Annotated in this window: 12 protein-coding genes and 1 pseudogene; 3 read left to right on the top strand and 10 right to left on the bottom strand. The window is 73.4% G+C overall.

Translation table 11 applies throughout. From position 1 onward, the window contains the following. Positions 1-74 precede the first annotated feature (74 nt). Complete coding sequence (locus tag AB0877_RS25160) at positions 75-611, bottom strand: DUF4240 domain-containing protein (protein ID WP_366611921.1); 537 nt, start codon at positions 609-611, stop codon at positions 75-77. Between the two features lie 61 nt (positions 612-672). Between AB0877_RS25160 and AB0877_RS25155 the strand changes: the two genes are divergently transcribed. Together AB0877_RS25155 and rpsT are read left to right on the top strand one after the other, a co-directional pair. Then, entirely contained in the window at positions 673-1,665 is a 993-nt protein-coding gene (locus AB0877_RS25155) for an aminoglycoside phosphotransferase family protein (protein ID WP_366611919.1), read from the top strand. 247 nt (positions 1,666-1,912) lie between these two features. Beyond that, positions 1,913-2,179: a 30S ribosomal protein S20 gene (gene rpsT / locus AB0877_RS25150; RefSeq protein WP_030491765.1), complete on the top strand. Its 267-nt coding sequence runs from the start codon at positions 1,913-1,915 to the stop codon at positions 2,177-2,179. Between the two features lie 169 nt (positions 2,180-2,348). Here rpsT and AB0877_RS25145 read toward each other — a convergent pair whose 3' ends face one another. The 4 genes and pseudogenes from AB0877_RS25145 to AB0877_RS25130 all read right to left on the bottom strand — a co-directional run bounded on the left by AB0877_RS25145 (position 2,349) and on the right by AB0877_RS25130 (position 7,325). After that, a complete protein-coding gene (locus AB0877_RS25145; RefSeq protein ID WP_366611917.1) occupies positions 2,349-2,771 on the bottom strand; it encodes a hypothetical protein in 423 nt (140 codons plus the stop codon). Continuing rightward, positions 2,768-3,748, bottom strand: a complete 981-nt coding sequence (gene holA, locus AB0877_RS25140) for a DNA polymerase III subunit delta (RefSeq protein ID WP_366611916.1) — start codon at positions 3,746-3,748, stop codon at positions 2,768-2,770. The genes AB0877_RS25145 and holA overlap by 4 nt, the downstream gene beginning before the upstream one ends. A 149-nt stretch (positions 3,749-3,897) precedes the next feature. Beyond that, positions 3,898-6,252 (bottom strand): annotated as a pseudogene (locus AB0877_RS25135) (ComEC/Rec2 family competence protein); the annotation flags it as partial. Positions 6,253-6,488: 236 nt separating this feature from the next. Continuing rightward, complete coding sequence (locus AB0877_RS25130; protein WP_366611915.1) at positions 6,489-7,325, bottom strand: ComEA family DNA-binding protein; 837 nt, start codon at positions 7,323-7,325, stop codon at positions 6,489-6,491. A 188-nt stretch (positions 7,326-7,513) separates the two neighbouring features. Here AB0877_RS25130 and hemC point away from each other — a divergent pair, with 188 nt between their 5' ends. Beyond that, positions 7,514-8,449: a hydroxymethylbilane synthase gene (gene hemC / locus AB0877_RS25125; RefSeq protein ID WP_366611914.1), complete on the top strand. Its 936-nt coding sequence runs from the start codon at positions 7,514-7,516 to the stop codon at positions 8,447-8,449. A gap of 55 nt (positions 8,450-8,504) precedes the next feature. Here hemC and AB0877_RS25120 read toward each other — a convergent pair whose 3' ends face one another. From AB0877_RS25120 to rsfS, 5 genes are all read right to left on the bottom strand, one after another. After that, positions 8,505-8,879, bottom strand: coding sequence for a VOC family protein (locus AB0877_RS25120; protein WP_366611912.1), 375 nt, complete (start codon positions 8,877-8,879; stop codon positions 8,505-8,507). A gap of 240 nt (positions 8,880-9,119) precedes the next feature. Then, a complete protein-coding gene (locus AB0877_RS25115; protein ID WP_366611910.1) occupies positions 9,120-9,893 on the bottom strand; it encodes an SDR family oxidoreductase in 774 nt (257 codons plus the stop codon). A 3-nt stretch (positions 9,894-9,896) separates the two neighbouring features. Then, positions 9,897-10,751 carry a DegV family protein gene (locus tag AB0877_RS25110; protein ID WP_366611908.1) on the bottom strand — a complete coding sequence of 285 codons (855 nt, stop codon included), beginning with the start codon at positions 10,749-10,751 and terminating at the stop codon, positions 9,897-9,899. A 48-nt stretch (positions 10,752-10,799) separates the two neighbouring features. Further along, positions 10,800-11,459 (bottom strand): histidine phosphatase family protein, encoded by a 660-nt coding sequence (locus AB0877_RS25105; RefSeq protein WP_366611906.1) that lies wholly within the window; start codon positions 11,457-11,459, stop codon positions 10,800-10,802. Beyond that, a complete protein-coding gene (gene rsfS, locus AB0877_RS25100; RefSeq protein ID WP_238670899.1) occupies positions 11,456-11,863 on the bottom strand; it encodes a ribosome silencing factor in 408 nt (135 codons plus the stop codon). Before rsfS ends, AB0877_RS25105 begins: the two co-directional genes overlap by 4 nt. Positions 11,864-11,945 lie beyond the last annotated feature (82 nt).

The following is an 11,945-nucleotide window of genomic DNA, read 5'->3' as shown; positions in this document are numbered from 1 at the left end:
CGCCGACCCCCTCTATGTTCCCACGCCGCCGGGGTGCGCCCACTGCGCGGGCGATGGAACGGCCCGAGGACCCCTCACTCCATCGGCGGCTCGACGAAGAGTGCGGCCAGCCGGGGCAGCCGGCGACGCGCCTCGTCCTCGTCGTCGAAGTCCCAGAAGTCGTTGAGATCCGGCGTCCGCACCGGGTCGCGGTCCGCCGGCAACTCGGTCGCGGTGGCCTTGCGGTACGCGTCCCACGGCACCGACAGCATCTGCTCGGCGGAGAACTCCTCGCCGCTGAGCGAGGCCGCCCGCACCTGGGGCAGTTCGGCCAGCGAGTCCGGTTCGGTGACCGCGCCGGCGAAGACGGCCCGTCCCTGGGTCATCAGCCAGCCCCGGAAGTGTTCGAAGCCCTCAGCCGACGCACCACCGTTGATCAGGTACGCCGCACCCCACAGATCCGCCTTGTGCGAGGCGGCCAGCACCCGCGTCTGGTGCCGCGCGTACCCGATGATGTCCTCCGGGGCGCGCTCGGCGAGCAACGCCACAGCTCGGGCGGCGACCGGGCCAGGCTCACCCCCGCCGCCGGCCCGTGCCTGGTCGATCAGCTGCCAGAAGTCCTCGGTCCTCATGGCTTGGCAGTCTGGCAGTGTCGCCGTGCGTCGCGCACGTACCCCGGTGCAGCATGGTGTGATGTCCTCTCTCCCGCTGCCGCCGTACCACGCGAGCGCCCTGCGCCCGTCGTGGCCGGCGTTACCGGCGGCGCTGCGGGCCGCGGTCGCCGAACGGCTCGGCGCGCCGGTGGTCGCCGCCCGGGTCGCGGGCGCGGGCTTCACCCGCGGGTTCGCCGCCGTGCTCGACACCGCCGACGGTGGTCGGGCCTTCGTGAAGGCCGCGCCCGCCGCCGAGCAACCGCACCTGGTCGACTGGTACGCCCGGGAGGCCGCGATCCTGGACCGGCTGCCGGCGGACCTGCCGGCGCCCCGCCCCCGGTGGACCCTCTCCGCGGCCGGCTGGTTCGTGCTCTGCACCGACGCCGTCGACGGGCACACCCCGCACCTGCCCTGGACGCCCGCCGAGCTGGACGCCACCCTCGCCGGGTACGCGCGGATCGCCGCCGCCCTGGCCGACCCGCCGGTCGAGCTGACCGCGCTCGACCTGCCGCACCTGGCCGACCTGGCCCGGTCGGACATCCTCTGGTGGGAGGAGGTCGCGGCGGGTCGGGAGCCGACCCCGCCGCTACCCGAGCCACTGCTCGACCGGCTGCCCGAGCTGGTGGAGTTGGAGTCCCTCCTCCCCCGGTACGCCGCCGGAGCGACCGGCCTGATCCACGGCGACCTGCGGGTCGACAACGTGCTGATCGGCCCGGACGGCCGAGCCTGGTTCTGCGACTGGACCTGGGTCTGCTCCGGGCCGGCCTGGTTCGACCTGGCCGGCCTGCTGCTCACCGCGTACGCCAGCGGGCTGGACGCGGACCGACTCTTCGCCGGGCACCCGGCCACGGCGGGCGCGCCCCCGGACGCGCTGGACGCGACCCTGGCCGCGTTGGCCGGCTACTACCTCACCGGCGCTGCGGCGGCACCGCCGACGGCCTCGCCGCACCTACCCGCCCACCAGCGGTGGAGCGGCGAGCAGTCACTCGACTGGCTGGCTCACCGCCAGGGCTGGCGGCCCGGCGACTGTTGATCAACTCGGGTTCCTTGAAGTCGGGTTGTCTGCCACGCTGGGTCGCCCCGGTTTCCAGGAAGCCGAGTTGACCAAGCGTCGAGCGCCGGGGTGAACCCCCCACGGCCCGGATGAACCCCGCTCTGACCGAGCCGTTTTGGCTCGTCCCGGGCGACCTGGTAACCTGGCTATTCGCGCAGCGATGACGCACGTTCGTCATCATGTGCAATAAGCTGACCAACCCGAGCTATCAAGACGAGGCTGTCGCGTGGCGAACATCAAGTCCCAGATCAAGCGCAACCGGCAGAACGAGAAGGCCCGGCTGCGCAACAAGTCGGTCAAGTCGTCGCTGAAGACCGCCGTCCGGAAGTTCCACGAGGCTGCCGAGGCCGGTGACGTCGAGAAGGCGACCGCGCTCATGCTGGACGCCTCGCGCAAGCTGGACAAGGCCGTCAGCAAGGGCGTGATCCACTCCAACCAGGCCGCGAACCGCAAGTCCGCGATCGCGAAGCGCGTGGTGTCGCTCTCCGCCTGACGATTTCACAGTCAGACTGATTCGGAAAACCCCGGGCCCCAGGCCCGGGGTTTCCGTGTGTTCAGAAGCCGGCCGTGTTCAACCGAACCGGCCGTCGCGTTCAACCGAGCCGGGCGTCGTGTTCAACCGAGCCGGGCGTCGCGGGCGAGGGCCCCGACGGGGTCGGCGCTCAGTCTGACGGGTTGGCCCGCCGGGGCGGCGGCACCGGGTCGGCGGTGATCACCACGCCGGGGACGCTGTGCGAGATCCACTCCACCCGGGCTCGGCCGACCACCGGTTCCATCTGCCGGCGAAACCGGTCTCGTTCCTGCTCGGGCACGAGCGCGGCGGAGCGGACCACGATCGCGGCCACCATGTCGTTGAGCTTCACCATGGCGGCCACCACGACCGGCAGCACCAGCACCGCCCACCAACTGACCAACTCGGCGAGGGCCAGCAGCACCGCCAGGGCGATGGCACCCTCGAAGAAGAGGAAGCACAGCACGCCGCCGGGGTTGACGAACCGCAGGCCGAGGAGCCGGGCGTAGAGCGGCCGGTAACGCGCCTCGTCCACGGGAATGGTGGCCCACGCCGGGCGGTTCGCCCCCGTCACCTGGCGCTGCCCTGCCGGGCCGCCGCGACCGAGAAGACCGCACGCTCCAGGGCGTACGCCCGGTCGTCGGAGCCGCCCTTGACGGCCGCGTTGCACTCGGCGGCGACCTGCATGGCCCGGACCAGGCCCTCCGGCGTCCAGCCCCGCCCCTGCCGCTGCGCCCGCTCGATCTTCCAGGAGGGCATTCCGAGGCTGCTGGCGAGCTGGTACGGGCTACCCCGCCCGGCCGACGCCACCCGGGCCACCGTGCGCACCCCGTCCGCCAGGGCGTCGGCGATGGGCACCGGGTCGACACCGACGTGCAGGGCCCAGCGCAGTGCTTCGAGCGCCGCCGGCACGTCGCCGACCATTGTGGCGTCCGCCACCGTGAAGCCGGTCACCTCGACCCGACCCCGGTAGTAACGGGAGACCGTCTCGGCGCTGATCCGCCCATCGGTGTCGGCGACCAGTTGGGAGCAGGCGGCGGCCAGCTCCCGCAGGTCGTTGCCGACTGCGGCGATGAGCGCCTCGGCGGCGTCGTCGGTGCACTTTCCGCCGGCCCGGCGGATCTCGTCGCGGACGAAGGCCACCCGGTCACGGTGCCCCTTGAGCTTGGTGGCCGGGACCACCGTCGCGCCAGCCGCCCGCAGACCGTCGGCGAACGCCTTGCCCTTGGCGCCGCTCAGGTGCAACACCAGCAGCTGGACCTCCGGGTCGGGATTCTTCGCGTACGCCAACAGCGCGGCCACCAGGTCCTTGCGGGCGTCCTGGCCGGAGCGCAGGATCAGCAGCCGCCGCCCACCGAACAGCGAGGGGCTGAGCATCTCGGCGATCTCGCCGACGGTGAGCGCGCTGGCCTGGTACTCGCGGACGTCCACCTCGGGGTCGACACTGCGAACCTTCGCGACAGCTTCGGTGACCGCGCGCGTGGCGAGGAGCTCCTCGTCACCGAGGACGAGCAGAATGGGGGCGAGGCTGGCGGGGGTCACGCCGCCCATATTCGCACGGCCTGCGGCGGGATCGTGCCTGCTCATTCGCTGCTTGATCGGCGCAGCCCGCACACAGCGCAAATCCAGACATCCAACTCAATTGCCTCCTTAATCCGCAAGTCGCCCGATCGGTCGGGTGGCCCGTCGTCCCACGGGGGTCAAGGCCGCCGGCCGGCGGGTACACCTCGCCGGGCCACCGCCAGACCACCGTCCGTCCGGACCGCCGCCACGTCGCCGTCCGTGTCGGTACGCAGCACCCGCACGCCGCCCCTGCCCAGGTGAGCGAGCAGCCGCGGACTCGGGTGCCCGTAGGTGTTGCCCGTGCCCACCGGCACGAGTGCCACCGCCGGCCGCACCGCATCGAGGAAACCCTGGTCCTGGTACGCCGACCCGTGGTGCGCGACCTTCAACACGTCCGCCCGCAACTGCCCGGGGGCCGCCCGCGCCACCATCGCGTGCTGCTCCTCGGTCTCCGCGTCGCCGGCCAACAGGATCCGCACCCCGGCCACGGTGGCGCGCAGCACCAACGAGTTGTTGTTCGGGTCGGACCTGGTTCCGGCCAGCGGGTACGGCGGGCCGAGCACCAGCAGGTCGACCCCGCCCACCGGGTGACGAGCGCCGGCCACGGTGGTCAGCAGCGCGGCCCGCCCGCCGATTGCCGCCGCCCGAACCAGGTCCCGACCGCTCTGCGGATCGCTGGACGACGGCGTCAGCACGGCATCCACCCGCCGTCCCCGGAACACCCCGGCCACCCCACCCACATGGTCGGCGTGGAAGTGACTGATCACCAGCAGCGGCACCTCCCGTACGCCGAGCCGACGTAGGCAACCGTCCACCGCACCCGGTTCCGGCCCGGCGTCCACCACCACGGCCCGGCCCGGGCCGACCGGGAGCACCAGGGCGTCGCCCTGCCCCACCGCGCAGGCCACCACCACCCACCCGGTGGGCGGCCAGCCGGCGGCTACCAGTCGAACCGGCAGGGCACCCAGCACGGCGGCGACCCCGACCACGGCCACCAGCCGGCGTACGAGTGGCCGGCGCACCGCGATCAGCAGCGCGACGGTCAGCCCGGTCAGCAGCAGGGCACCGGCCACCCCGCCCGGCCACGGCAGGGTGCCACCGGGCAGTCGGGCTCCGTGCCGGGCGATGACCACCAGCCACCAGGCCGGCCAACTCGCCAGCCACGCGACGAACTCGGCGCCGGCCGGCCAGAGTGGCGACACCATGGCCGCCAGCACACCCAGCACTGTCGCTGGCGCGATGGCCGGCACCGCCAGCAGGTTCGCCGGCACCGCGACCACGCTCACAGTGCCGGAGATCCCGGCGACGACCGGGCCGCAGGCAAGTTGGGCAGCCGCCGGCACGGCCAACGCCTCGGCCAGCCCAGGCGGCACGCCTCGCCGGCGTAGTCCGTCCCGCCACCGCGGCGCGAGCAGCAGCAGACCACCGGTGGCCAGCACGGAGAGGGCGAACCCGGGATCCCCGGCCAACTCGGGGTCGACGAGCACCAGCACCGTCACGGCGGCGGCCAGCGCGGGCAGCGCCGCCCGAGGTCGGCCGGCGGCGAGCGCGGCGAGCCCGATCGCTCCCATCGTGGCGGCCCGTACGACGCTCGGCGACGGGCGGACCAGAATGACGAACCCCACCAGCGCCACCCCACACAGCCCGGCGGCGAGCCACGGACCGGCGCGCGACCACCGGGCCAGCAACAACACCGCACCCACCACGATCGCGACGTTGGAGCCGGAGACCGCATTGAGGTGCGTCATCCCGGTGGCCTGGAAATCCGCCTCGACGGCGGGTGGGAGTCGGCTGGTGTCGCCCACCACCAGACCCGGCAGCAGCCCACCGGGGTCATCGGGCAGCGGCTCGCAGGCCCGTTGCAGCCCGGTACGCAGCGTCCCGGCGGCGCGCTGTGCCCAGGACGGCTTACCGTGCCGGTCAGGTGGGCCATTGGTGCTGAGCACCGCCGCGGTGAGGTCGCCTCCGCGCGGAACGCCGAGCCGCCCGTCGGCGGTGAGGCGCTGCCCGGGCAGCAGGCCCCGCCACGCCGGGTCGGTCGCCAGCACGAGTAGCCGTACCGATGCGTGGATCCGTCGACCATCCGGGCCGGTGAGCCGGACCAGCTCGGTCGACACCAGCAGCATCCCCGGTCGCCCGGCGCTCCGGATCGAGCGCGGATCGTCGCGGACCACCAGGTCGGCGGTGACCGGCGCGCGTTGCTCGGCGAGGGCACGGATCGCCGGCGCGTCGCGCACGGCGAGCTGGGCGGCGGTCGCCGCACCCCCGCAGACCACCCCGAGGCCGACCGCCACGGCCACCCACCCGTAGCGCAGCGCCACAGCTCGGGGACGGCCGAGGCCGCCGAGCAGGTGCACAGCCCCGACTGCCGTCAGACCGGCCACCGCGCCGGCCACCAGCAGAATCACGCGGCTGCCGAGGTGCAGCCCGGCGAGCGCGGTGAGCCAGGCCGCCACGGCGAGCCCCGCCAGGCGCAGATCCGGCGGCTCCGACCGGGCCTCGCCAACCGGCGACCCGGCCCGAGCCGACCCAACCGGCGACCCGGCCCGAGCAGTCCCAGCCGACGGCGCGGCCCGAGCAGTCCCAGCCGGCGACACGGCCCGAGCAGTCCCAGCCGGCGACACGGCCCGAGCCGACCCAACCGGCGACGCGATCCGAGCCGACACGGCGGACGGGGCGGGCTGGGGCCCACCGAGCTGCGGTGGATCGGCGGCGACGGCGGGCTCGCTCACACCGTCACCAGGTCCTTGAGCTGCTCGTAACGGGCATCGCCGATCCCGTCGACCTGGCGTAGGTCGCCGACGGATTTGAACCCGCCGTGCTGATCCCGGTGGCTGAGGATCCGTTGGGCGAGCACCGGCCCCACCCCGGGCAGCGCGTCGAGCTGCGCCAGCGTCGCGGTGTTGAGGTTCAGCGGCCCGGCGGCGGGAGCCGTACCGCCCGCCGCGGGCCCGGCCGCACCGCCCGCCACCGGCGGTGGCGTCACACCGACCACGATCAGCTCTCCGTCGGTGACCTTGCGGGCGGGGTTGAGCAGCGCGACGTCGACCCCCGGGAGCGCGCCGCCGGCCGCCTGCACCGCGTCGGCGAGCCGGGACCCGGCCGGCAGGCGTACCAGACCGGGTTTTCGGACCTTGCCCGCGACCGCCAGCACCAGCTCGCCGGAGCTGGACACGCTCGGGTCACCCGAGGGTGCGGCCGACGCGGCCTCGGTGACCAGCGGGGCGACCGGCTCCGACTGCGGCCGCGAACGCCAGGCCCAACCGGCCGCGCCCAACACCACCACCACGGCGACGGCCGCCAACGCCCGGACACCCCGCCGCCCGGGATCGAACGCGCCCGGGCCGGGTAGCCGCGACCCCGGCCGGAGCGCCGAGCCGTCCACAGCCGGCTCCACGACCGGCAGGGCGGACGGGGTTGACAACACGTCCGCCGGCAACGCACCGATCAGGGACGACGGGGGCACGCCCGCGAGCGGCGTCTCCGGCCGGGGCGGCGGTGCGACGACCGTCTCCGTCAGCCGGCGCAGGCGCAGGCGTACCTCTGTCTCCTCGTCGTGTGACACAGCGCCGACGCTATGGCGGCGGCCGGGGCGGTGAACGGTTACCAGCGCGCCCTGTGGACAACCACCGCTACTGTGGACAACGCCCTGATCATGCGTTGATCTGCTATGCGTGAGGGCGAACGCGGAGCGTGGCCCGCGTTACCCGGTCTGGTCGACGGCGCGCACATCGAGCGGACTACCCTCGCCGTATGCCCCACTCCCGCCGGCTGCGCATCGGCACGCGCAATTCTCCGATGGCACTCGCGCAGGTTGAGCGGGTCCGCGCGATGCTCGCCGACCGGCACCCCGATCTCGTCGTGGACGTGACGTCGATGTCGACGAGCGGGGACCGCTGGCACGGTGACCTGGCCGCTCTGGGCGGCAAGGGCGCGTTCACCAAGGAGGTGGACGCCGCCCTGATCGCCGGCGACGTGGACCTGGCGGTGCACTGTGTCAAGGACGTCCCCGGAGACCGGCCCGCGCCGGCCGGCACGGTGATGGCCGCCTACCTGGCTCGTGACGACGTCCGGGACTGTCTGGTGCACCCGGGCGGGCTGCGGATGGAGCAACTGCCCCCCGGTACCCGGATCGGCACCTCCGCCGTCCGGCGGGTGGCGCAACTGGCGCTGCACTGGCCGAACCTGGTGCCGGTGGCCATCCGGGGCAACGCGAACACCAGGCTCGCCAAACTCGACGCCGGGGACAGGTACGACGCACTGCTGCTCGCGGTCTCGGGGCTGGAGCGGATCGGGCAGGCCGCCCGCATCACCCACCCGATCGACGTCGACACGATGGTCCCGGCCGTCGGCTCCGGCACCCTGGTTCTGCAGTGCCGGGAAGACGACACCAGCACCCGCGACCTGGCAGTCAGCCTCGGCGACCCCCGGGCCTGGCGGGAGACCGTGGCGGAACGGACCATGCTGCACATCCTGCAGGGCAGCTGTCACTCCCCCATCGCCGCGCTTGCCCGCACCGAATCCGACGGACGCCTCGGCCTACGGGCGAGGGTGATCAGCGTCGACGGCAAGACGGTGCTCGACGTCCACGAATGGGCGACGGACCCGATCACCCTCGGGACCTCCGTCGCCGCCGCCCTGCTCCGGCAGGGGGCCCGCGACCTGCTCGACCTGCCCGCGCGCGACTGAAGCAGCGAGGCTGACGGCCGGTGCGGCGACAGCGCCCGACCGGCCGTCGGGCCTGCTACAGGTACGGGCGGGTGATGATCTCGATGGCGTGTCCCGCCGGGTCGAAGAAGTAGAAGCCCCGTCCACCGTGCTCGGTGTTGGTCTCGCCCTCCCGCTTCATCTGCGGGTCGGCCCAGTACGTGATGCCACGCCCCTCGACGAACGCCAGGCACCGCACGAACAACTCGTCGTCGACGAGGAACGCGTAGTGCTGCATCTGGATGTCCACCGGTGGCTCGGCGAACTGGAGCAGCACACCCTCGTCCAGCTGGATGTTGGCGAACGGTCCCCACGACGGTGCCTCCGGCAGCTCGAACAGCTCCCGGTAGAACGCGGCCGAGGCGCTCTTGTCCTTGCTGGCGATGATGGTGTGGTTGAACGTGACTGTCATCCGTACCGTCTTCTTTCCGGTCGATCCGAAGACCCGACCGGAAGCCCAGCAGCGTTCACCCACCTCGCAGATGACGAAGCCCCGAGGGCACCGACGCCCCGGATCCCGCACGAGAGACGCGTAGGTCGCGTCGATCTCGGCGTGGTGGCTGAAGTAGCCAGAACCTCCGGGGGGTAGGCCCATCTGGGGCGCGTACGGAGGCTAACACAGCGGCGAAGAGCAGCGGCACGACGAGAACGGTCAGCGGGCCTCCGGGTCGAGGCCGAGCACGGCCCTCCCGCCGTCCACCGGCAGCGTCACTCCGTTGATGAAGCTCGCTGCGGGTGACAGCAGGTACGCGACCGCCTCGGCCACCTCGTCGGCCCGCCCGATGCGTCCCACCGGGTGAAGTCGGGTCAGCTCGGCGTCGATCCACTGGGCCCGGGCAGGCTCCTGGGTGGCGAGGAATTCGGCGTGCCGCTCGGTGGCGATCGAGCCGAGCGCTACCGCGTTGGCCCGGATGCCGTGCCGCCCGTACTCGACGGCCAACGCCCGGGTCAGCCCTTCCACCGCGGCCTTCGCCGTCGCGTACGGCAGGGCACCGGACACCGGTCGACGGGCCTGGTGCGACGAGACGTTGACGATCGCGCCGCCGGCCTCGCGGGCCAGGAAGCGGCGGACGGCGACCGCCGCGCCCACCACGGCGGGCCGCAGGTTCAACCCGATCAGCTCCAGTACCGTGTCGGCCGACGCAGCGTGCAGCGTGGCGTCGCGGAACACCGCTGCGTTGTTCACCCAGCCGGTCAGCGGCGCGGCGCGCTCCGCCAGTTCGGCGGCGTGCTCGGCCACCTGCTCGTCGGCGGCGTCGCCGATCACCGCGACGAGCCGGTCGGCGGCCGGATGGTGGGTCAACCAGTCGACCGCGTCGGCGTCGTGTTCCAGTACGACGACGGTGGCGTCCATGGCCAGCAGCCGTTCCACCACGGCCCGGCCGACACCGCGACCGCCCCCGGTCACCACCTGCGCGGTGGACACCGCTCAGCCCTCCGGCCGGCGATGGACGACCACGCAGGCCAGGCCCGGCCCGGCGTGCGCGGCGACGACAGCGCCGGCCTCGGAGACGTACGTGTCGTGCAGCCGGTCGCCGAAGCGCTCGGTCAGTGCGGCGCGCAACGCCTCGGCCCGTTGCGGCGCGGCCAGGTGGTGCACCCCGAGATCCACGTCGTCGCCGTCGGCGGCCTCGACGGCCAGGTCGACGAGACGGGCCACTCCCCGGCTGGCGGTGCGAACCTTCTCGCGCAGCACGATCGCCCCGTCCGGCATGTGCATGATCGGCTTGACGGACAGCGCGGTGCCGACCAACGCCTCGGCGGCGTTGATCCGGCCGCCCCGGCGGAGGAACTCCAGCGTGTCGACGTAGAACCAGACCGTGGTGCGGGCGATGGCGGCGAGCGCCGCGTCGCGTACCGCGGAAAGGTCGTGGCCGGCTTCGGCGGCGGTGGCGGCGGCGATGGCCGGGAAGCCCAGCCCCATGCCCGCCGAGCGGCTGTCCACCACCTCGACCCGGCCGTCCAGGTCGGCGGCGGCGAGCCGGGCGGCCTCCACCGTGCCGGACAGCGCGGCGGAGATGTGCACCGAGACGATCCCGTCGGCGCCGGCGTCGAGCAGTCGGCGGTACGTGCGGGCGAACTGCTCGGGTGCCGGGCGGGAGGTGGTCGCGGTGACCCGGCGGGCGCTCAACGCCCGGGTGGCGTCGGCCGGCTGGGTCTCCACCCCCTCCAACCCTTCCGCGCCGTTGAGCACGACGGTCAACGGCACGACGGTCAGCCGGTGCGCCTGCACCAGCTCGGACGGAAGGTAGGCGGTGGAGTCGATGACAACCGCGACGGGCATGCCCGGCACGCTAGCCGATCGAGGGCGCGAACGCCGAGGCGCGAATGCTCAGACCGCGTCGACGGCGACCGGGGCGGTGATCAGGCCGACGTTGTGCGCCCGCAGCTGCCAGCCACTGACGTCCTGCGGACGCCCGATGGCCGGCGCACGGTCGTCGTGCCGTAGCTCACTCCAGTGGCAGTTGGCCAACGAGCCGACGGAGCGCAGCACGCCGGTGTCCCAGCCGAGCAGATGACCGATGCCCTGCCGGGAGCCGCCACCGTGGGTGGCGATCACCACCGTGCCGCCGGCCGCGGCCTCGGCCGCCTCCCGCAGCGCGGCACCGACCCGCTCACCGAGGTCGTGCAGGGGCTCCAGATCCGCGCCCGGGTCCGGGTCGCCGGCCCGCCAGCGCGCGTACTCGTCGGGAAACCGCTCGGCGACCTCGGCGAGGTGCAGACCCTGCCACTGGCCGAAGTGCCGCTCGCGCAGCCGGGCGTCGGTGCGGACCGGCAGGCCGGTCAGCGCGGCGAGCGCGGCGGCGGTCTCCGCGGCGCGGCTCAGGTCGCTGGCCACGATGGCGTCGGGCCGCAGCGCCGCGAGCAGCGGCGCGGCGGCGCGAGCCTGGTCGCGACCACGCTCGTTGAGGGGTACGTCGAGCTGCCCCTGGACACGGTTGGCGGCGTTCCAGTCGGTGTTGCCGTGCCGCCAGACGATCAGTCGGGTCATTCGGCTGCGGCGGACCCGCTGGCGTCGGCCTCGACCAGGTCGCGATCGACGAACGGGATGGTGGGGCAGTCCTTCCAGAGGCGGTCGAGCCCGTAGAACTCGCGCTCCTCGGTGTGCTGGACGTGCACCACGACGTCGACGTAGTCGAGCAGCACCCAGCGGCCACCCCGCTCGCCCTCGCGCCGCACCGGCTTCGCCTTCTCCGGCAGCTCCAGCAGGCTCTCCTCGATGGCGTCGACGATGGCCAGCACCTGACGCTCGTTGGGGGCGGCGGCGAGCACGAACGCGTCGGTGATGGCGAGCTGGTCGCCGACGTCGATGATCGTGATGTCCTGCGCCTTCTTGTCCGCGGCGGCCTGGGCGGCAGCGATAGCCAGCTCGTGAGCGCGTTCGGAAACTGTCACCGTTCTCCTTCGATCAGACGTGCGATCCTCCAAGCGTCTCACACCCGGCGGCACCCCGATCGTCCAGTTCTGGTCGGTTAGC

This window comes from Micromonospora sp. NPDC047644, assembly GCF_040704315.1.
In the GTDB taxonomy this organism is placed as follows: Bacteria; Actinomycetota; Actinomycetes; order Mycobacteriales; family Micromonosporaceae; genus Micromonospora.
The sequence above is the reverse complement of the archived record's forward strand: the minus strand, read 5'-3'. Positions and strand labels throughout refer to the sequence as shown.

Coding starts and splice junctions, on each gene's coding strand:
- hemC (WP_366611914.1), top strand. CDS start 7,514: ATGCCCCACTCCCGCCGGCTGCGCATCGGCACGCGCAATTCTCCGATG.
- AB0877_RS25110 (WP_366611908.1), bottom strand. CDS start 10,751: ATGCCCGTCGCGGTTGTCATCGACTCCACCGCCTACCTTCCGTCCGAG.
- AB0877_RS25120 (WP_366611912.1), bottom strand. CDS start 8,879: ATGACAGTCACGTTCAACCACACCATCATCGCCAGCAAGGACAAGAGC.
- AB0877_RS25160 (WP_366611921.1), bottom strand. CDS start 611: ATGAGGACCGAGGACTTCTGGCAGCTGATCGACCAGGCACGGGCCGGC.
- AB0877_RS25105 (WP_366611906.1), bottom strand. CDS start 11,459: ATGACCCGACTGATCGTCTGGCGGCACGGCAACACCGACTGGAACGCC.
- holA (WP_366611916.1), bottom strand. CDS start 3,748: ATGGGCGGCGTGACCCCCGCCAGCCTCGCCCCCATTCTGCTCGTCCTC.
- AB0877_RS25155 (WP_366611919.1), top strand. CDS start 673: ATGTCCTCTCTCCCGCTGCCGCCGTACCACGCGAGCGCCCTGCGCCCG.